Origin of the sequence: Burkholderia sp. BCC1977 (assembly GCF_905339595.1) — a bacterium.
Lineage (GTDB): Bacteria > Pseudomonadota > Gammaproteobacteria > Burkholderiales > Burkholderiaceae > Burkholderia.
Window position 1 is genome coordinate 53,206 of sequence record NZ_CAJPGQ010000024.1, and the last position, 20,609, is coordinate 73,814.

The 20,609-nt window shown below is 66.5% G+C and carries 21 protein-coding genes; 20 read left to right on the top strand and 1 reads right to left on the bottom strand.

Features of this window, described 5'->3' with window-relative positions; genetic code table 11:
- The first annotated feature begins 25 nt into the window (after positions 1-25).
- From plsX to nagZ, 20 genes are all read left to right on the top strand, one after another.
- The gene (gene plsX / locus U5771_RS20400; RefSeq protein ID WP_044844776.1) at positions 26-1,132 is read left to right on the top strand and encodes a phosphate acyltransferase PlsX; all 1,107 of its coding nucleotides are present in this window, start codon (positions 26-28) and stop codon (positions 1,130-1,132) included.
- Positions 1,133-2,122, top strand: a complete 990-nt coding sequence (locus tag U5771_RS20405; protein ID WP_322025651.1) for a beta-ketoacyl-ACP synthase III — start codon at positions 1,133-1,135, stop codon at positions 2,120-2,122.
- A gap of 85 nt (positions 2,123-2,207) precedes the next feature.
- On the top strand, positions 2,208-3,140 hold the full coding sequence (fabD, locus tag U5771_RS20410) for an ACP S-malonyltransferase (RefSeq protein WP_322025652.1): 933 nt from the start codon (positions 2,208-2,210) through the stop codon (positions 3,138-3,140).
- A 36-nt stretch (positions 3,141-3,176) separates the two neighbouring features.
- A complete protein-coding gene (fabG, locus tag U5771_RS20415) occupies positions 3,177-3,926 on the top strand; it encodes a 3-oxoacyl-ACP reductase FabG (RefSeq protein WP_124611302.1) in 750 nt (249 codons plus the stop codon).
- 144 nt (positions 3,927-4,070) lie between these two features.
- On the top strand, positions 4,071-4,310 hold the full coding sequence (gene acpP / locus U5771_RS20420) for an acyl carrier protein (RefSeq protein WP_014897657.1): 240 nt from the start codon (positions 4,071-4,073) through the stop codon (positions 4,308-4,310).
- Positions 4,311-4,474: 164 nt separating this feature from the next.
- A complete protein-coding gene (gene fabF / locus U5771_RS20425) occupies positions 4,475-5,707 on the top strand; it encodes a beta-ketoacyl-ACP synthase II (protein WP_322025653.1) in 1,233 nt (410 codons plus the stop codon).
- Positions 5,708-5,719: 12 nt separating this feature from the next.
- Complete coding sequence (locus U5771_RS20430) at positions 5,720-6,184, top strand: protein YgfX (protein ID WP_322025654.1); 465 nt, start codon at positions 5,720-5,722, stop codon at positions 6,182-6,184.
- Positions 6,185-6,275: 91 nt separating this feature from the next.
- On the top strand, positions 6,276-6,875 hold the full coding sequence (gene rpoE / locus U5771_RS20435; protein ID WP_014897654.1) for an RNA polymerase sigma factor RpoE: 600 nt from the start codon (positions 6,276-6,278) through the stop codon (positions 6,873-6,875).
- An 88-nt stretch (positions 6,876-6,963) separates the two neighbouring features.
- Positions 6,964-7,581 carry a sigma-E factor negative regulatory protein gene (locus tag U5771_RS20440; protein ID WP_322025696.1) on the top strand — a complete coding sequence of 206 codons (618 nt, stop codon included), beginning with the start codon at positions 6,964-6,966 and terminating at the stop codon, positions 7,579-7,581.
- Positions 7,582-7,586: 5 nt separating this feature from the next.
- Positions 7,587-8,639, top strand: a complete 1,053-nt coding sequence (locus U5771_RS20445) for a MucB/RseB C-terminal domain-containing protein (RefSeq protein WP_322025655.1) — start codon at positions 7,587-7,589, stop codon at positions 8,637-8,639.
- Between the two features lie 16 nt (positions 8,640-8,655).
- Positions 8,656-10,161 (top strand): DegQ family serine endoprotease, encoded by a 1,506-nt coding sequence (locus U5771_RS20450; protein ID WP_322025656.1) that lies wholly within the window; start codon positions 8,656-8,658, stop codon positions 10,159-10,161.
- A gap of 7 nt (positions 10,162-10,168) precedes the next feature.
- Entirely contained in the window at positions 10,169-10,405 is a 237-nt protein-coding gene (locus U5771_RS20455; RefSeq protein WP_257767790.1) for a glutaredoxin family protein, read from the top strand.
- A 223-nt stretch (positions 10,406-10,628) separates the two neighbouring features.
- Positions 10,629-12,422 (top strand): translation elongation factor 4, encoded by a 1,794-nt coding sequence (lepA, locus tag U5771_RS20460; RefSeq protein WP_322025657.1) that lies wholly within the window; start codon positions 10,629-10,631, stop codon positions 12,420-12,422.
- A gap of 16 nt (positions 12,423-12,438) precedes the next feature.
- Positions 12,439-13,332: a signal peptidase I gene (gene lepB, locus U5771_RS20465; RefSeq protein WP_322025658.1), complete on the top strand. Its 894-nt coding sequence runs from the start codon at positions 12,439-12,441 to the stop codon at positions 13,330-13,332.
- Positions 13,333-13,485: 153 nt separating this feature from the next.
- Complete coding sequence (gene rnc / locus U5771_RS20470; RefSeq protein WP_322025697.1) at positions 13,486-14,769, top strand: ribonuclease III; 1,284 nt, start codon at positions 13,486-13,488, stop codon at positions 14,767-14,769.
- A gap of 60 nt (positions 14,770-14,829) precedes the next feature.
- Positions 14,830-15,729 (top strand): GTPase Era, encoded by a 900-nt coding sequence (gene era / locus U5771_RS20475; protein WP_122944846.1) that lies wholly within the window; start codon positions 14,830-14,832, stop codon positions 15,727-15,729.
- Entirely contained in the window at positions 15,716-16,555 is an 840-nt protein-coding gene (gene recO, locus U5771_RS20480) for a DNA repair protein RecO (RefSeq protein WP_014897645.1), read from the top strand. The genes era and recO overlap by 14 nt, the downstream gene beginning before the upstream one ends.
- Positions 16,552-17,328 carry a pyridoxine 5'-phosphate synthase gene (gene pdxJ, locus U5771_RS20485; RefSeq protein ID WP_322025659.1) on the top strand — a complete coding sequence of 259 codons (777 nt, stop codon included), beginning with the start codon at positions 16,552-16,554 and terminating at the stop codon, positions 17,326-17,328. The genes recO and pdxJ overlap by 4 nt, the downstream gene beginning before the upstream one ends.
- 69 nt (positions 17,329-17,397) lie before the next feature.
- On the top strand, positions 17,398-17,838 hold the full coding sequence (acpS, locus tag U5771_RS20490; protein ID WP_322025660.1) for a holo-ACP synthase: 441 nt from the start codon (positions 17,398-17,400) through the stop codon (positions 17,836-17,838).
- Positions 17,839-17,854: 16 nt separating this feature from the next.
- A complete protein-coding gene (nagZ, locus tag U5771_RS20495; RefSeq protein ID WP_322025661.1) occupies positions 17,855-18,883 on the top strand; it encodes a beta-N-acetylhexosaminidase in 1,029 nt (342 codons plus the stop codon).
- A gap of 154 nt (positions 18,884-19,037) precedes the next feature.
- On the opposite strand, the gene U5771_RS20500 is transcribed toward nagZ, so the two are convergent.
- Entirely contained in the window at positions 19,038-20,423 is a 1,386-nt protein-coding gene (locus tag U5771_RS20500; protein WP_322025662.1) for a sigma-54 dependent transcriptional regulator, read from the bottom strand.
- Positions 20,424-20,609: the final 186 nt, after the last annotated feature.

Genomic DNA, 20,609 nt, shown 5'->3' on the forward strand with positions numbered 1-20,609 from the left:
TTGTGCCTGAAATTCGTCGCATTCCATGACCGTAAAGCTCACAATCGATTGCATGGGAGGCGACCACGGCCCGTCCGTGACCGTTCCCGCGGCAGTCAAGTTCGTCCGCGCGCATCCCGATGCGCACCTGATGCTCGTCGGCATCGAAAGCGCGATCCGCGCTCAGCTGAAAAAGCTGAAAGCCCTCGACGATCCCGCGCTGACCATCGTGCCCGCCACCGAAGTCGTGGCGATGGACGACCCTGTCGAAGTGGCGCTGCGCAAGAAGAAGGATTCTTCGATGCGTGTCGCGCTCAACCACGTCAAGGAAGGCGCGGCCCAGGCCTGTATCTCCGCCGGCAACACCGGCGCGCTGATGGCCGTTTCCCGTTATGTGCTCAAGACGCTGCCCGGCATCGAGCGGCCCGCGATCGCGTTCGCGCTGCCGAACCCGACCGGCTACACGATGATGCTGGACCTCGGCGCGAACGTCGACTGCGAGCCGCAGCACCTGCTGCAGTTCGCGGAAATGGGGCACGCGCTCGTCGCCGCGCTCGAAGGCAAGGAGCGTCCGACGATCGGCCTGCTGAACATCGGCGAAGAGGTGATCAAGGGCAACGAGACGATCAAGCGCGCCGGCGAACTGCTGCGCGCCAGCACGCTGAATTTCCGCGGCAACGTCGAAGGCAACGACATCTACAAGGGCACGGTCGACGTGATCGTCTGCGACGGCTTCGTCGGCAACGTCGCGCTGAAGACGTCCGAAGGGCTTGCGCAGATGCTGTCCGACATCATCCGCGAGGAGTTCGGCCGTTCGCTGATGTCGAAGCTGATGGCGCTGCTCGCGCTGCCGGTGCTGATGCGCTTCAAGAAGCGCGTCGACCACCGCCAGTACAACGGCGCGGCGCTGCTCGGGCTGAAGAGCCTCGTGATCAAAAGCCACGGTTCGGCCGATGCCTACGCGTTTGAGTGGGCGATCAAACGGGGTTATGATGCCGTCAAAAACGGCGTGCTGGAGCGCCTCACGCGCGCGATGGCGGATAATTCGGTGTCGCTCGGCGACGGCGAACACGACGCGGGCGGCGCGGGCCCGACGAGCCCGGCCGCAGGCCATCACGCCGAACCTTCCGCTGCGCAATCCTCTAAAGCATAAATGGCCCAATCGACTCTCTATTCCCGCGTGCTCGGCACGGGCAGCTACCTGCCGCCCGACCGCGTCACGAACCAGCAGCTCGCCGATCGTCTCGCGAAGGAAGGCATCGAGACGAGCGATGAGTGGATCGTTGCGCGCACGGGCATCCATGCGCGCCATTTCGCCGCACCGGACGTCACGACGAGCGACCTCGCGCTCGAAGCGGCGCGCCGTGCGATCGAGGCGGCCGACATCGATCCGCAGTCGATCGACCTGATCATCGTCGCGACTTCGACCCCCGATTTCGTGTTCCCCAGCACGGCTTGCCTGCTGCAGAACAAGCTCGGCATCAAGAACGGCGGCGCGGCATTCGACGTGCAGGCCGTGTGCTCGGGCTTCGCCTATGCGATGGCGACGGCCGACAGCTTCATCCGCAGCGGCCAGCACCGCACGGCGCTCATCGTCGGCGCGGAGACGTTCTCGCGCATTCTCGACTTCAAGGATCGCACGACCTGCGTGCTGTTCGGCGACGGCGCGGGCGCGGTGATCCTGTCCGCATCGGAAGAGCCGGGCGTGCTCGGCAGCGCGCTGCACGCGGACGGCAGCTATTCGCACATCCTCTGCACGCCGGGTAACGTCAATCGCGGCGTGATCGACGGCAGCGCGTTCCTGTACATGGACGGGCAGGCCGTGTTCAAGCTCGCGGTCAACGTGCTCGAAAAGGTCGCGATCGAGGCGCTCGCCAAGGCAAACCTCGCACCCGAGCAGGTCGACTGGCTGATTCCGCACCAGGCCAACATCCGCATCATGACCAGCACCTGCCGCAAGCTCGGCCTGCCGCAGGAGCGCATGGTCGTGACGGTCGACCAGCACGGCAACACGTCGGCTGCATCGATCCCGCTGGCGCTCGACACCGCGGTGCGCGACGGTCGCATCCAGCGCGGTCAGCACGTGCTGATCGAAGGCGTCGGCGGCGGCTTCACCTGGGGCGCGTCGGTCTTCCGCTTCTGATCCGCGGCGCGCGAACGCTGCGCGCGGATCCCGAACCGGCGCGCCGTTCGCGCGCGCCGTCCGAATCGATTCAATTGGGGACGATATGAAATTTGCATTCGTTTTTCCGGGGCAGGGCTCGCAGTCGGTCGGCATGCTCAACGCATTCGCCGATCTGGCCGTCGTGCGCGAGACGCTCCAGGAAGCATCCGATGCACTCAATCAGGATCTCGGCAAGCTGATCGCCGAAGGTCCGGCCGAAGAACTGAATCTGACCACCAACACGCAGCCCGTGATGCTGACGGCCGCCTACGCGTGCTATCGCGCTTGGCAGCAGGCCGGCGGCCCGGTGCCGTCGATCGTCGCGGGCCACAGCCTCGGCGAATACACGGCGCTCGTCGCCGCGGGCGCGATCGCGTTCAAGGACGCGGTGCCGCTCGTGCGCTTCCGTGCGCAGGCGATGCAGACGGCCGTGCCGGTCGGCGAGGGCGGCATGGCCGCGATCCTGGGTCTCGATGACGACACGGTGCGCGCGGTGTGCGCCGAAGCCGCGGCAGCGGGCGTCGTCGAAGCCGTGAACTTCAACGCGCCGGCGCAGGTCGTGATCGCGGGCGCGAAGGCGGCCGTCGAGAAGGCCTGCGAGATCGCGAAGGCGAAGGGCGCGAAGCGCGCGCTGCCGCTACCGGTGTCGGCGCCGTTCCATTCGTCGCTGCTCAAGCCGGCGTCGGACCAGCTGCGCGACTATCTCGCGAGCGTCGACGTGAAGGCGCCGCAGATTCCGGTCGTCAACAACATCGACGTCGCCGTGGTCAGCGATCCGGCCGCGATCAAGGACGCGCTGGTGCGCCAGGCAGCGGGCCCGGTGCGCTGGGTCGAATGCGTGCAGCACATCGCGGGCACGGGCGTCACGCACGTGATCGAATGCGGTCCGGGCAAGGTGCTGGCGGGCCTGACGAAGCGCATCGACGGCAACCTGGTCGGCGCATCGGTGTTCGATCCGGCTTCGCTCGACGAAGCACTGAAGCTGGCGACCGCCTGACGCGGCGCCTTTCCTCAAGAGACGGATATTCGATTCATGGAAAAGACTCTCGATAAACAGGTCGCGATCGTGACTGGCGCATCGCGCGGCATCGGCCGGGCGATCGCGCTCGAACTCGCGCGCCTGGGCGCGACGGTGATCGGCACGGCGACGAGCGAATCGGGCGCTGCCGCGATTACCGCCGGGTTCGCGGAAGCGGGCGTGACGGGCCGCGGCGCGGTGCTGAACGTCAACGACGCGGCTGCGGCCGAAGCGCTGATCGACGCGACCGTGAAGGAGTTCGGCGCGCTCCACGTGCTCGTCAACAACGCGGGGATCACGCAGGACCAGCTCGCGATGCGGATGAAGGACGAGGACTGGGACGCGGTGATCGACACCAACCTGAAGTCGGTGTTCCGCCTGTCGCGTGCGGTGCTGCGCCCGATGATGAAGGCCCGCGGCGGCCGCATCATCAACATCACGTCGGTGGTCGGCTCGGCCGGCAACCCGGGCCAGGCCAACTACGCGGCGGCGAAGGCCGGCGTCGCGGGCATGACCCGTGCGCTCGCGCGCGAGATCGGCAGCCGTGGCATCACGGTGAACTGCGTCGCGCCGGGCTTCATCGATACCGACATGACGAAGACGCTGCCGGAAGAGCAGCAGGCCGCGCTCAAGACCCAGATTCCGCTCGGCCGCCTCGGCAGCCCGGCGGACATCGCCCATGCCGTCGCGTTCCTCGCATCGCCGCAGGCCGGTTACATCACCGGCACGACGCTGCACGTGAACGGCGGCATGTACATGTCGTAACGGTTTTCGTTTACCATCCGCGCCGTATCCCGTTTTTCAGGCGGATAGGCGCTTGATCGACCATCAAGCCAACGCGCGTTTTGGCGTCAGCAAACCTGATAAAATGCGCGCACTTGTAAATCTGAACTTTCCCTCGGAGGGGTAATGGATAACATCGAACAACGTGTCAAGAAGATCGTCGCTGAGCAACTGGGCGTCGCGGAAGCCGAGATCAAGACCGAAGCATCGTTCGTGAACGACCTGGGCGCGGACTCGCTCGACACGGTCGAACTGGTGATGGCTCTGGAAGACGAGTTCGGCATGGAAATCCCGGACGAAGAAGCAGAGAAGATCACGACCGTTCAGCAAGCGATCGACTACGCTCGCGCAAACGTCAAGGCGTAAGCGCCTTTCGCGCTTGTCCGCCACGTCGCCGCGATCTTCGCGATTGACGCGCCATCCTGCCGGCTTCGTGCCGGACGGACTAACAGCCACAGGGCTCGCAGGGCTGGTTCCTGTGGCCACTGTGGCTTTTGTTTTTGTCATCCAATAATGGAAAAGAGGTTACCGTGAGCCGCCGTCGTGTTGTTGTTACAGGCCTGGGGCTGATTTCGCCTGTTGGCAATAATGTTGCCGACGGCTGGGCCAATCTCGTCGCCGGCAAGTCCGGCATCGCCACCGTCACGAAGTTCGATCCGTCGAACCTCGCCTGCCATTTCGCGGGCGAAGTGAAGGGTTTCAGCGCCGAGGAATACATTCCGGCGAAGGAAGCCCGCAACATGGATACGTTCATCCATTACGGCATCGCAGCCGGCGTCCAGGCGATCCGGGACAGCGGCCTCGAAGTGAACGAAGCCAATGCGGAACGCATCGGCGTGCTGGTCGGTTCCGGCATCGGCGGCCTGCCGATGATCGAAGACACGCACCAGACCTACGTCGATCGCGGCGCACGCCGGATTTCGCCGTTCTTCGTGCCGGGTTCGATCATCAACATGATCTCGGGTCACCTGAGCATCATGTTCGGCCTGAAGGGCCCGAACCTCGCGGCCGTGACGGCCTGCACGACCGGTCTGCACAGCATCGGCCTGGCGGCACGCCTGATCCAGGCCGGCGACGCCGACGTGATGGTCGCGGGCGGCGCCGAATCGACGGTGTCGCCGCTGGGCATCGGCGGCTTCGCGGCCGCGCGCGCGCTGTCGACCCGCAATGACGATCCGGCCACCGCGTCCCGTCCGTGGGACAAGGACCGCGACGGCTTCGTGCTGGGCGAGGGTGCGGGCGTGATGGTGCTGGAGGAGTACGAGGCGGCGAAGGCACGCGGCGCGAAGATCTATGCGGAAGTCTCGGGCTTCGGCATGACGGGCGATGCGTACCACATGACCGCACCGAACATGGATGGTCCGCGTCGCTGCATGGTCGCGGCACTGCGCGACGCCGGCGTGAACGCGGACGAGGTCCACTACCTGAATGCGCACGGCACGTCGACGCCGCTCGGCGACAAGAACGAGTCCGACGCGGTGAAGGCGGCATTCGGCGAGCACGCGTACAAGCTCGTCGTGAACTCGACGAAGTCGATGACGGGTCACCTGCTGGGTGGCGCGGGCGGCCTCGAGTCGGTGTTCACGGTGCTGGCGCTGCACAACAACGTGTCGCCGCCGACCATCAACATCTTCAACCAGGACCCCGAGTGCGATCTCGATTACTGCGCGAACACAGCGCGTGACATGAAGATCGACGTGGCCGTAAAGAACAACTTCGGCTTCGGCGGTACCAACGGCACGCTGGTGTTCAAGCGCGTCTGACGCTGAAATCGCTTGACGAGTCCATTCGATGCTCCGGCCGGGCGTCCGCAGCGCTTTGCGTTGCGGGCCTCGGCCGTGTCGTATGTCGTGCTGGCCGCGTTCGTCGCGGCGGCCGCCGCGTCCGCGTACCTGTTCTGGGCGCCGCGGGCCGGTGCCGCCGCCGGCGCGTGCGTGTCCGCGGCAACGGCCGCGCTGCTTGCCGCGTGTGCCGCGCGGGCCTGTGCCCGCCGGCTGCCGGCCGAGCTGCGGATCGATGCATTCGGGGAGGTTGCGGCGTTTGGTCGCACCGGGCGCTTGCTGGCCCGGGGCCGCGTGACCGGCCATGCACACTGGAGCAGCCTGCTGCTCGTGCTGTCGGTCGGGCAGGGCGCCCGGCGCGCGCGGCCGCTGCTGATTCCGGCCGATGCGCTCGACGCCGCGTCGTTCAGCGCGCTGTCCGTGCTGGCGCGTACCGCGGGCACGGCGGGGCGGGCATGACGGCGGCGCGGTTACCGACCGTAACCAGCGGCCGGCGCCGGACCGCTACAATAACGTTCCGCGTTGCATCCCTAGTTAACGGATTTGTCAGGTGAGTGAAAAAGAAATCGATCAGGCTCTGGTCGAGCGCGTACAGAAAGGCGACAAGGCAGCGTTCGAACTCCTGGTCTCCAAATACCACCGCAAGATCATTCGGCTGATCTCGCGCCTCGTGCGGGATCCCGCCGAGGTCGAGGATGTGGCCCAGGACGCGTTCATCAAGGCGTATCGTGCGCTGCCGCAATTTCGCGGCGAGTCCGCGTTCTACACGTGGTTGTACCGGATTGCCGTCAATACGGCGAAGAACTACCTTGCGACGCAGGGTCGCCGGGCACCGACCTCCACCGAGGCCGATGCCGAGGAAGCGGAAACTTTCTCCGACGCAGACCAACTAAGGGATATCAACACGCCTGAGTCGATGTTGATGAGCAAGCAGATTGCCGAGACGGTCAACGCTGCAATGGCTCTGCTGCCCGAGGAACTGCGCCAGGCAATCACGCTGCGCGAGATCGAGGGCCTGAGCTACGAAGAGATCGCGGAAATGATGGATTGTCCGATTGGGACGGTCCGGTCGCGGATCTTCCGTGCGCGCGAGGCAATCGCTGCGAAATTGCGTCCGCTGCTCGATACGCCCGAAGGCAAGCGCTGGTAAGCGCGACGGGCGTAACGACGCGGGTCGGGGTCTAGTTACGGATAGAGTCGTGAAATCACGACGGGGTGTGTGCAAGATGGGGAGCATCATGGGGTCGGTCAATACGCAGTCGCAAGCGTGCTCGCGCGGCGAGCGCCTTTCCGCTCTGGTCGACGGTGAATCGTTCGACGGCCCGGATCACGGGCAGTTTCTGGCTGAGCTCGACCGCGCGGATCGCGCTGCGTGGGCCCATTACCACCTGATCGGCGATGCGCTGCGCTCGGACGAGCTCGCGCTGTCGCCTGCGCTGAGCGTCGCGTTCACCGCGCGCATGTCGGCTGCGCTCGAAAGCGAGCCGCACCTGCTCGCGCCGGCCGCCGCGCCGGTCGCACGCAAGCTGCTGTCGCTGCGCCGGCGTGTCGTGCCTGCGTTCGCGGTGGCCGCCGCGGCAGCCACGCTGACGTGGATCGTCGTCCCGCAGATGCAGACGGCCGGTGCGCCGGGCGCCGTCCAGGTCGCCTCGGCAGGCGCGCCGCAAAGCGGCAACCTGCAGCGCGTGACGGTCGCACAGGCATCGGCGCAGCCGGGCCTGCAGGACGTCAACATCATCCGCGACGCAAGTCTCGACCAATACCTTGAAGCGCACCAGCAATTCGCGCAGCAGCCCGTCGTCACGGGCTCGATGCCGCTGATCCGCGCTGCCGTGACCACCACGCCAGGCCAATAAACCCGATGCGGACATTGCAGTTGAATCACGCCATCTCCGGATGGAAGCGGCTGCCGGCCCTCCTGCTTTGCGCAGCCGCCCTGTTGTCCGTTCAGTCCCTCCCAGCCAGCGCCCAGCAACCGGACGATCCCGTCGCGACCCGCAAGGGTGCGGCGGACTGGCTCGACCGCATCCAGCAGGCGGCGCAGCAGCAGAGCTACGAGGGAACGTTCGTCTACCAGCGCGGCGGGTATGTCCAGTCGTCGCGCATTGCGCACGTGGCGTCCCGCGACGGCGAGTTCGAGCGGATCGAGTCGCTCGACGGCAAGCCGCGCAAGGTCCTGCGGCATAACGACGAGCTGTACACGTTCGTGCCCGAGCGCAAGCTGTGCGTGGTCGAGCGCCGCCAGACGCGCGATTCGTTCCCTGCGCTGCTCGGCGCGGGCGGCGAGCACGTGATGTCCGTCTACGACGCGAAGCTGCTCGGCAAGGACCGTGTGGCCGGGATCGACGCGCAGGTGGTCGAACTCGTGCCGAAGGATGCGTATCGCTTCACGTACAAGCTGTGGGCCGACACCCGCACCGGGCTGCTGCTGCGTTCGCAGACGCTCGATGCGAGCGATCACGTGCTCGAGCAGGTCGCGTTTTCGCAGCTGCAGACGGGTGGCGCGGCCGGCGACAAATCCGCGATCGCGGCCGGCATGCGCAACCTGAGCGGCTGGACGGTGGTTCGCCCGCCGGTTGCGGCGGTCGACATGGAAGCGCAGGGCTGGCAGATCGCACCGACCATCGCCGGCTTCCGGAAGATTCGCGAGGTGCGCCGGCCGATGGCCGCGCGCGACGCCGGCGATCCGCCGATTCCGGTCGATCAGGCCGTCTTCACCGATGGCCTCGCGACGATCTCCGTCTTCATCGAGCCGGCCGAAAAGAACACGCGCAAGGAAGGCGCGGGCAGCACCGGCGCGACCCACGTTCTCGTGAAGCGTCGTGGCGACTACTGGATCACCGTGCTCGGCGAAGTGCCGCCGGCCACGTTGCAGCAGTTCGCGTCTGCCATAGAATACAAGGCTTCCAAGTAACGCTACGGCTTCCGACATGACGAAACTCACGCTGCGCAAAGTGCTCGCGGCGGCGGTGCTGTTTGCCAGCCTGCCGCTTGCCCCGCATACCGCGGCCGCGGTCACGCCTCCCGCTGCCAGCCTTCCCGATTTCGCCGATCTGGTCGAAAGGGTCGGGCCGGCCGTCGTGAACATCCGGACCACCGCGAACGTGCCGACGGCCGGCCCGCGCGGCGTGCTCCCGCCGGGCTTCGACAACGGCGACATGTCGGAATTCTTCCGGCGCTTCTTCGGCATTCCGCTGCCGCAGGCGCCCGGTAACGGCGGCGGTAGCGGCAATGGCAACCCGAAGAACGCGCCCGCGCCGGACAATCCGCCCGACACCGAGCAGAACCGCGGCGTCGGTTCGGGCTTCATCGTGTCGGCGGACGGCTACGTGATGACCAACGCGCACGTCGTCGACGACGCGGACACCATCTACGTGACGCTGACCGACAAGCGCGAATTCAAGGCGAAGCTGATCGGCGTCGACGACCGCACGGACGTCGCGGTCGTCAAGATCCAGGCGTCGAACCTGCCGGTCGTCGCGATCGGCGATTCGAACAAGGTGCGCGTCGGCGAGTGGGTCGTCGCGATCGGTTCGCCGTTCGGCCTCGACAACACCGTGACGGCCGGCATCGTGAGTTCGAAGAGTCGCAACACGGGCGATTACCTGCCGTTCATCCAGACCGACGTCGCGGTGAATCCCGGCAACTCGGGCGGCCCGCTGATCAACATGCAGGGCGAGGTGATCGGCATCAACTCGCAGATCTACAGCCGCACCGGCGGTTTCATGGGCATTTCGTTCGCGATTCCGATCGACGAGGCAATGCGCGTGGCCGACCAGCTGAAGGCGACCGGCAAGGTCACGCGCGGCCGCATCGCGGTGGCGATCGGCGAGGTGACGAAGGACGTGGCCGACTCGATCGGGCTGCCGAAGGCGGAAGGCGCGCTCGTCAGCAGCGTCGAGCCGGGCGGTCCGGCCGACAAGGCGGGCATCCAGCCGGGCGACATCATCCTGAAGTTCAACGGCCGGTCGGTCGATACGGCGTCGGATCTGCCGCGCATGGTCGGCGACACGAAGCCGGGCACCAAGGCGACCGTCAGCGTGTGGCGCAAGGGTCAGGCGCGCGATCTGCCGATCACGATCGCCGAGACGCCGGCGGAGACGACGGCGAAGGCCGAGCAGCGGAAGAATGTGCCGCAGAAGCCGCGCCAGGCCAATTCGCTCGGCTTGACGGTCAGCGACCTTTCCGCGGATCAGATGAAGTCGCTGAAGCTCAAGAACGGCGTGCAGATCGACGGCGTCGACGGCCCGGCGGCCCGTGCGGGCCTGCAGCGCGGCGACATCGTGCTGCGCGTCGGCGACACCGACATCACGAGCGCGAAGCAGTTCGCCGACGTGACCGCGCAGCTCGATCCGCAGAAGGCGGTCGCGGTGCTCGTGCGGCGCGGCGACAACACGCAGTTCGTGCCGGTGCGCCCGCGCCCGGGTCAGAAGTAACGCGCCGATGTTCACGCTCTACGGCCGCGGCTGGTGCCACCTGTGCGACGACCTGCGCGATGCACTGGCGCCGGTGGCGGCTGAATTCGGTGTCGCGGTCGACTACGTCGACATCGATGCGGATCCGGCACTCGTTGCCCGCTACGACGAGGACGTGCCGGTGCTGTTGCTGGACGGCACGGAAGTGTGTCGCCACCGGTTCGACGAGGCGAGGGTGCGCGGCGCGCTCGCGGCGCGGCGCTGACCCCGGCTCCGCTGCCGGCCGGCAGCGCCCTGCGCGGGGCGTCCGGCGGTGGACTCGCCCGCCAGCGCCTCCGGCGGGGCGTCCTGACCGGTCGCCCCTGACTGGGCGTCCCAAATTACCGCCCGGCAAAGGCCTTTTCGGCTAAAATAAGCCGTTTTTTCACCGACTTACAAGGCGTGCTCCGCAGTCGTCGAGCGCGCCTTTTTCGCTTGATCGGCACTGAATGGATCATATTCGCAATTTCTCGATCATCGCGCACATCGACCATGGCAAGTCGACGCTCGCGGATCGCATCATCCAGGTATGCGGCGGCCTCGCCGACCGTGAAATGGAAGCGCAGGTGCTCGACTCGATGGATATCGAGCGCGAGCGCGGCATCACGATCAAGGCGCAGACGGCCGCATTGTCCTATCGCGCCCGCGACGGCAAGGTCTACAACCTCAACCTGATCGATACGCCGGGGCACGTCGACTTCTCGTACGAAGTCAGCCGTTCGCTGTCCGCGTGCGAAGGGGCGCTGCTCGTGGTCGACGCGAGCCAGGGCGTCGAGGCGCAGACGGTCGCGAACTGCTACACGGCGATCGAGCTCGGCGTCGAGGTCGTGCCGGTGCTGAACAAGATCGACCTGCCGGCCGCGAACCCCGAGAACGCGATCGAGGAGATCGAGGACGTGATCGGCATCGACGCGACCGACGCGACGCGCTGCAGCGCGAAGACGGGTCTCGGCGTCGAGGACGTGCTCGAAGCGCTGATCGCGAAGGTGCCGCCGCCGAAGGGCGATCCGGCCGCGCCGCTGCAGGCGCTGATCATCGACTCGTGGTTCGACAACTACGTCGGCGTCGTGATGCTCGTGCGGATCGTCAACGGCACGCTGCGTCCGAAGGACAAGATCAAGATGATGGCGACCGGCGCGCAGTATCCGGTCGAGCACGTCGGCGTGTTCACGCCGAAGTCGCGCAATCTCGATTCGCTGTCGGCAGGGCAGGTCGGCTTCATCATCGCCGGCATCAAGGAACTGACGGCCGCGAAGGTCGGCGATACCGTCACGCATGTGGCCAAGGCTGCCGCCGAGCCGCTGCCGGGCTTCAAGGAAGTGAAGCCGCAGGTGTTCGCGGGGCTGTATCCGGTCGAGGCGAACCAGTACGACGCGCTGCGCGAATCGCTCGAGAAGCTGAAGCTCAACGATGCGTCGCTGCAGTACGAGCCGGAAGTGTCGCAGGCACTCGGCTTCGGTTTCCGCTGCGGCTTCCTCGGGTTGCTGCACATGGAAATCGTGCAGGAGCGGCTCGAGCGCGAGTTCGACATGGACCTCATCACAACCGCACCGACGGTTGTCTACGAGGTCGTGCAGAGCGACGGCTCGACGATCATGGTCGAGAACCCGGCGAAGATGCCGGAGCCCGGCCGCATCGCCGAAGTGCGCGAGCCGATCGTCACCGTGAACCTGTACATGCCGCAGGACTACGTCGGTTCCGTGATCACGCTGTGCGAGCAGAAGCGCGGCTCGCAGATCAACATGCAGTATCACGGTCGTCAGGTGCAGCTCACGTACGAAATCCCGATGGCCGAGATCGTGCTCGACTTCTTCGATCGCCTGAAGTCGGTGTCGCGCGGCTATGCGTCGATGGACTACGAGTTCAAGGAATACCGTTCGTCGGACGTCGTGAAGGTCGACATGCTGATCAACGGCGACAAGGTCGACGCGCTGTCGATCATCGTGCACCGGTCGCAGTCGCAATACCGCGGTCGCGAGGTGGCCGCGAAGATGCGCGAGATCATCCCGCGCCAGATGTACGACGTGGCGATCCAGGCCGCGATCGGCGCGCACATCGTCGCGCGCGAGAACATCAAGGCACTGCGCAAGAACGTGCTCGCGAAGTGCTACGGCGGCGACATCACGCGAAAGAAGAAGCTGCTCGAGAAGCAGAAAGAAGGTAAGAAACGCATGAAGCAGGTGGGTTCGGTCGAGATTCCGCAGGAAGCGTTCCTCGCGATCTTGCGCGTCGAAGACAAATAACAGGACTGATCCTTTTATGAATTTTGCGCTGATTCTTTTTGTGCTCGTCGTCGTGACGGGCGTAGCGTGGGTGCTGGACAAACTGGTGTTCCTGCCGCGGCGACGCAAGGCGGCCGACGAGGCGATCGAGGCGTTCGATCGCCAGCAGTCGCGCATCGACAAGCGTTTCGCGGACGAAAATGCGGTGCAGACGCGTTCGAAGCTGCGCGACGAAAAGCTGCGCCAGCCGTGGTGGCTCGAGTACACCGCGAGCTTCTTCCCGGTAATCCTGGCCGTGTTCGTCGTGCGTTCGTTCGTCGTCGAGCCGTTCAAGATTCCGTCGGGCTCGATGGTGCCGACGCTGCTGGTCGGCGACTTCATCCTCGTCAACAAGTTCGAATACGGGCTGCGCCTGCCGGTCACGAACACGAAGCTCACGCAGGGCAGCCCGCTGTCGCGCGGCGACGTCGTCGTGTTCCGTTATCCGAAGGACGAGTCGGTCGACTACATCAAGCGCGTGATCGGCCTGCCGGGCGACACGGTCGCTTACCAGGACAAGCAACTGACGATCAACGGCCAGCCGGTGCCCGAAACGCCGCTGCCGGATTTCTTCGACGACGAGCGCCAGAACTACGCGAAGCAGTTCGAGGAAACGATCGGCGCGAAGAAGAATGCGATCCTCAACAATCCCGCCGTGCCGCCGTTCGTGATGGGCGCCTACGACTATCCGTATCGCGACAACTGCACGTACAACAGCCGCGGCGTGATCTGCAAGGTGCCGCCGGGTCACTACTTCATGATGGGCGACAACCGCGACAACAGCGCGGACAGCCGCTACTGGGGTTTTGTGCCGGACAACAACATCGTCGGCCGTGCGTTCTTCATCTGGATGAACTTCGGCGACCTGAAGCGCATCGGTTCCTTCAACTGATCGCGTTCGACTCGCACGCAATACGCGACGCACGGGCCGCGTTGCGTATTGCCGAACTACTTTAAGAACCGGCGGCAACACCGCCTCGTCACGCCTTTTCGCGTCCGGCCGTGCCGTTTCGGCCCGACCGGCGCCCGCGTTATACTCCTGCACATGCCCCTATCCCAGTTGGAAAGCCGGCTGCGCTACGAATTTCGCAATGCGGAATTATTGCGCCAGGCTTTGACCCATCGCAGTCACAGTGCCACGCACAACGAACGGCTCGAGTTTCTCGGCGATTCCGTTCTGAATTGCGCGGTGGCCGCCCTTTTGTTCCAGCGTTTCAGCAAACTGGACGAAGGCGACCTGTCGCGCGTGCGCGCCAACCTCGTCAAGCAGCAGTCGCTGTATGAAATTGCTCAGGCCCTGAATATCTCGGATGGGCTGCGGCTGGGCGAGGGCGAGTTGCGCAGCGGCGGCTTCCGCCGCCCGTCGATCCTCGCGGACGCATTCGAAGCCATCATCGGGGCGGTGTTCCTCGATGGCGGCTTCGAAGCCGCCCAAGGGGTCATCAAGCGCCTCTATATCCCGATTCTCGACCACATCGATCCGCGCACGCTCGGCAAGGACGCGAAGACGTTGCTGCAGGAGTACCTGCAGGGGCACAAGATCGCGCTGCCGACCTACACGGTCGTCGCGACTCATGGTGCGGCGCACAATCAGCAGTTCGAGGTCGAATGCACGGTGCCGAAGCTCGACGTGAAGGTGTCGGGCTCCGGCGCGAGCCGGCGGGCTGCCGAGCAGGCTGCCGCGAAGAAGGCGCTCGACGAGGTGCTGGCGGCCGCGCCGATGCTGGCCGCGAAGCCGAAGCGTTCGAAGAATGCGCGCGGGTCGAAGCATGTCGAGCCTGAAATCGTCCCGGGCGTGAAGGGCGTGCAGGAAGCGCTCGACCTGCGTTCCCCGGAACGGAAGGAACGTGCGGCGGCACGCGACGCGAAGGCGGCCGCTGCCGCGTCGGCCGCGACCGACGCCGGCGCGCAGCCGACCGACCGGCCGACGCAGGCGCCGATGGCCGCGATTCGCGCGGCGCATGTGGAAGCCGCGGCGGACAAGGCCGACCGGCCCGCGAAGCCGACGGCCGACAAATCTGCCGAGAAGCTGTCCGAGAAGCCGTCCGAGAAGTCGTCGGATCGCAACGAAGCCGGCTCGCGCGCGGCGGACAAGCCGGCCGAGCGCGCCGACAAGCCCGCGGAAGGCGCACCCCGTGCAGCCGACAAGCCGGCGGGCCAGGCGACCGATCCGGCCGTGTCGTCCGCCGACAAGCCTGCTGCCGGTTCGGACGCCGCTTCGCGTGCGACGCCGCGCGCCCGCGACACCGCGGCGCCCGGCCCCGAGACGCCGCAGGGCGGCGCAAGCCTCGCAGCCGCGCAGGCACGCGTGGCCGATGCCGACCACTGAATTGCCCATCGATCGTGCCGCGCGCCGCGCGGCCGTTTCCGAACCTGTCTCCCAAACGATATGAACACTCCCGCTCCTACCGGTTTCCGTTGCGGCATGATCGCGATCGTGGGCCGCCCGAACGTCGGCAAGTCGACGTTGATGAACGCACTCGTCGGCCAGAAGATCAGCATCACGTCGCGCAAGGCGCAGACGACCCGCCATCGCATCACCGGCATCAACACGTTCGACGACGCGCAATTCGTGTTCGTCGACACGCCGGGTTTCCAGACCCGTCACAGCACCGCGCTGAACCGCTCGCTGAACCGCGCGGTCACGTCGACGCTCACGTCGGTCGACGTGATCCTGTTCGTGATCGAGGCCGGCCGCTTCGGGCCCGACGACCAGAAGGTGCTCGACCTGATCCCGCCCGGCATGCCGACGCTGCTGATCGCGAACAAGATCGACCGCGTGAACGACAAGGCGACGCTGTTCCCGTTCATGCAACAGATGAGCGGGTTGCGCGAATTCACCGAACTCGTGCCGCTGTCGGCGCAGCGGCCGGAAGACATCAAGCGCCTGCTGGACACGATCAAGCCGTACCTGCCGGAAGGCGAGCCGATCTACGGCGAGGACGAGCTGACCGACCGCAGCTCGCGCTTCCTCGCGGCCGAAATCCTGCGCGAGAAGGTGTTCCGCTGGACCGGCGACGAACTGCCGTACACGAGCACCGTTCTGATCGACAAGTTCGAGGAGGAAGGGCGCCTGAAGCGCATCTTCGCGACGATCCTCGTCGAACGCGATTCGCACAAGGCGATGGTGATCGGCAAGAAGGGCGAGAAGCTCAAGCAGATCAGCACCGAGGCGCGGATGGACATGGAGAAGCTGTTCGACGGCCCCGTGTACCTCGAGACCTTCGTGAAGGTGAAGAGCGGCTGGGCCGACAACGAGGCGGGGCTGCGCGCCTATGGGTACGAATGACGCGCTGACGTCGACCGAAGACGCGGTGACCGCCGGCGCGAACGACGCGCCGTTGCCGGCACCGCCCGAACCGCCGCGTCGCAAGGCGCGGCGTGCGACGTCTCGCACGTCCGATTTCCGCGTCGCCGAGCAGCCGGCGTTCGTGCTGCACAGCTATCCGTACCGGGAAACGAGCCTGATCATCGACGTGCTCACGCGCGATCACGGCCGGCTCGCGCTCGTCGCGAAGGGCGCGAAGCGCCCGCACTCCGCGCTGCGCGGCGTGCTGCAGACATTCCAGCCGCTGCTGCTGTCCTGGTCGGGCAAATCCGAAGTGCGCACGCTGACGGGCGCCGAGTGGGTGGGCGGGATGCTGCCGCTCGGCGGCGACGGCCTGCTGTGCGGCTTCTACGCGAACGAGCTGCTCGTGAAATTCTGCGCGCGCGAGGATCCCCAGCCGCCGCTCTTCAATCATTACGTGCTGACCCTCACGCGCCTCGCGCACGGCGAACCCGCGGTGCAGGTGCTGCGCTCGTTCGAGCGCGTGCTGCTGCGCGAGACCGGCTATGCGATGGCGCTGAACCGCACGGTCGCGCGCCGGGCGGTCGAACCCGATCGTCGCTACGTGTTCGATCCCGAGCGAGGCGTGCGCAACGCGGACGACGACGTACCGTCGCACTGGCCGGTGATTACCGGACAGACATTGCTCGACATGGAGCAGGACGATTACCATCGAGCCCAGACGGTCGCGCAAAGCAAGACGCTGATGCGCTTCCTGCTGAACACCTATCTCGGCGGTACGCCGCTTGCCACGCGTCAGATCCTGATCGACCTGCAAAACCTATGAGCTTCTTCCTGACAACGCCCACCGCCATCGACCTCGGCGTGAACATCGACCACGTCGCGACGCTGCGCAACGCACGCGGCACGACCTATCCCGATCCGATCCGCGCGGCGCTCGCGGCCGAAGAGGCCGGTGCGGACGCGATCACGCTGCACCTGCGCGAGGACCGCCGCCACATCGTCGACGCCGACGTGCGCACGCTGCGCCCGCTGCTGAAGACGCGGATGAACCTCGAATGCGCGGTGACGGCCGAGATGCTCGATATCGCATGCGAAGTGCGTCCGCACGACGCATGCCTCGTGCCGGAGAAGCGCGAGGAACTGACGACCGAAGGCGGTCTCGATGTCGCCGGCCGCTTCGAGGCCGTGCGTGCGGCATGCAGGCAGCTCGCCGACGCCGGCGTGCGTGTATCGCTGTTCATCGATCCGGACGAAACGCAGATCCGCGCCGCGCACGAAGCCGGCGCGCCGGTGGTCGAGCTGCACACGGGCCGCTACGCCGAGGCGCACGACGAAGCCGAGCAGCAGCGCGAATACGAGCGCATCGTCGCGGGCGTGCAGGCCGGCGCGCAACTGGGCCTGAAGGTCAACGCCGGTCACGGCCTGCATTACACGAACGTGCAGCAGATCGCCGCGATCGACGGCATCGTCGAACTGAACATCGGCCACGCGATCGTCGCGCACGCGATCTTCGCCGGCTGGGACAACGCGGTGCGCGAGATGAAGGCGATCATGGTCGCCGCGCGGGTCGCCGCACTGCACGGCGGCGCGCGTTGATGATGCATTCCGTGTGCGCGCGCGTCGCTCGCCACCCGGCATCGTCCACGCATCAAGGCGGACGCTGACATGGCGATCTACGGCATCGGCACCGACATCGTCCAGGTGAGCCGCATCGCGGCCGTGCTCGAGCGTACGGGCGGCCGGTTTGCCGACAAGGTGCTGGGCCCCGACGAACTGCGCGTGTTCCATGCGCGCCGCGCGCGCTCCGAGGCGCGCGGCATCGCGTTTCTCGCGACGCGCTTTTCCGCGAAGGAAGCGTTCTCGAAGGCGATCGGGCTCGGCATGCACTGGCCGATGACGTGGCGCGCGCTGCAGACCCTCAACCAGCGCAGCGGCGAACCGTACGTGGTCGCGTCGGGCGAGCTGGCCGACTGGCTTGCCGCGCGCGGCATCACGGCGCGCGTGACGGTCAGCGACGAGCGCGATTACGCGGTGTCGTTCGTGGTCGCAGAAACCGACGCCGCGCCGCCGCCTGCACCCGCACCTGTTTCCCGAACCACTCCCTGACGGACTTCCCGATTCGATGAAAACGACTCCCGGCCCGGTCATGCTCGACGTCGTCGGCACGGCCCTGTCGCGCGACGACGCGCGGCGCCTTGCGCATCCGAACACCGGCGGCGTGATCCTGTTCGCGCGGCATTTCCAGAACCGCGCGCAGCTGACCGCGCTGACCGACTCGATCCGCGCGGTGCGCGAGGACATCCTGATCGCCGTCGATCACGAAGGCGGCCGCGTGCAGCGGTTCCGCACCGACGGCTTCACCATGCTGCCGGCGATGCGCCGCCTCGGCGAACTGTGGGACCGCGATGTGCTGCTCGCAACGAAGGTCGCGACCGCGGTCGGCTACATCCTGGCCGCCGAGCTGCGCGCATGCGGGATCGACATGAGTTTCACACCGGTGCTCGACCTCGACTACGGGCACTCGAAGGTGATCGGCGATCGTGCGTTCCATCGCGACCCGCGCGTCGTCACGCTGCTCGCGAAGAGCCTGAACCACGGGCTGTCGCTCGCGGGCATGGCGAACTGCGGCAAGCATTTCCCGGGGCACGGCTTCGCGGAAGCCGATTCGCACGTCGCGCTGCCGACCGACGACCGGCCGCTCGACGCGATCCTCAAGCAGGACGTCGCGCCGTACGACTGGCTCGGCCTGTCGCTGTCCGCGGTGATTCCCGCGCACGTGATCTACACGCAGGTCGACAAGCGGCCGGCCGGCTTCTCGCGCGTGTGGCTGCAGGACATCCTGCGCGGGCAGCTCGGCTTCACGGGCGCCATTTTCAGCGACGACCTGTCGATGGAGGCGGCACGCGAAGGCGGCACGCTCACGCAGGCGGCCGACGCGGCGCTCGCCGCCGGCTGCGACATGGTGCTTGTCTGCAACCAGCCGGACGCGGCCGAGGTCGTGCTGAACGGGCTGAAGGCGCAGGCGTCGGCCGAGTCGGTGCGACGCATCAAGCGGATGCGGGCGCGCGGCAAGCCGTTCAAGTGGGACAAGCTGATCGGGCAACCCGAGTATCTGCAGGCGCAGGCGCTGTTGAGCAGCGCGCTGGCGTAAGCGGGGAAGGGCGGCGCGAGGCCGCCTGTCCCGTTGCCGAAAGCGAAAAGCCGCGCGCTTGCGCGGCTTTTTCATTGGGGCGAAGCGCGGGGCGGCACGTCTTTACGCAACTAACCGTCATCCCCAACTGGCGCCCCGAACAACTGCGGCGCGTTCAGTTGACCTTCATCCGCTGCAACTTGTTGTACAGCGTCTTGGGGCTGATGCCGAGCAGCGTCGCCGCGCGATGGCGCGTGCCGCCGACCGCGTCGAGCGTCGCGCGGATCAGCAGATCCTCGACGTCGGACAGCGGCGTGCCGACCTTGATCTGCACGCTGCTGCCGTTCAGCGCGGCGCCGGCCGCGAAGCTCGCTTCGCCCGCGCGCAGCGTTTCGATGAAATCGCCGGATGCGTCGTAGGCGAAGCGCACACGCTCCTGCAGTTCGCGCACGTTGCCGGGCCATTCGTAGGACACGCATTCGCGCACGAAGCCCGGCGCCGTGCGCTTGTCGGTCGTGCTGCGGCCGGTGGCGCGCGCTTCGCGGTTGAGTTCGTCGATCAGCGCGTCCGCGATGGCGAGTGCATCGCCGTCGCGTTCGCGCAGCGGCGGCATCGTGATCGATGCCGCATCGAGACGCAGCCACAGATCCTCGCGCAGCGTGCCGTTCGCGACCGCCTCGCGGGCCGGGCGGCGCGTGGTCGCGATCAGCCGGAAGTCGCTCGCGATCGAGCTCGTGCCGCCGATCCGCATGAAATTCTGCGAGTCGAGCGCATGCAGCAGCGCCTCCTGCAGCACGAGCGGCAGGGCGGTGATCTCGTCGAGGAACAGCGTGCCGCCGCCGGCCTGTTCGAACAGGCCCGATTCGCGCCGCTCGGCGCCGTCGAACGCGCCGCGTTCATGGCCGAACAGCACGCTGTCGAGCGACGCGCCGTGACGCCCGGCCTGCGCGATCGTGCGGCAGTCGAACGACACGAACGGCCCCTTGCGGCGCCGGCTCAGGTCGTGCAGCGTGCGCGCGGCCAGCTTCTTGCCGGCGCCGGCTTCCCCCGTGAACAGCACGGCCGTTTCGGTGCCCGCGTTGTGCTCGATCATGTCGTACACGTGCTGCATCGCCTCGCTGCGGCCGACCAGCGCGCCGAAACGGCCGAGGTGGCGCAGCGACGCGCGCAGCGTCCGCACTTCGTCGATCAGTTCGTAGGGACGCGGAATCCGGGCCAGCAGGCTGCGCAGGCGCGGAATGTTGATCGGCTTCAGCAGGTAGTCCCAGATGCCGTGACGCAGGCCTTCGATCGCGCTCTCGACCGTTGCGTTGCCCGTCAGCACGATCACCGGCAACGAGCCGTTCGGCTGATGCTGCGGCAGGTGCTGGAGCAGGTCGAACCCGCTGCCGTCCGGCAGGTTCAGGTCGACGAGGACGACATCGGGAATCGAGCGGCCGAGCGCCGTGCGTGCCTCGGCGAGCGACGTGGCCGTGTCGACCGAGAAGCCGTCTGCGGCGAGCAGCGCGGTCAGGCCGGACAGACTGTTGGGATCGTCTTCGACAATCAGGGCGTGTGGCATGGTGGACGCGAGTCGAGTCAAGAGAGGCGGGCTGTCGGCCATCGAGCCGGCCGCAGCCGCATGTCAGATTAAAAACTGATTTTATGCCCCGCTGAACGCCTGACGTGCATTATTTCTTTCACGCTATAAAACAGTTACCGATGATACAAATTGAATACTTTTAGTGCTGGATTTTGTATTGCCCAT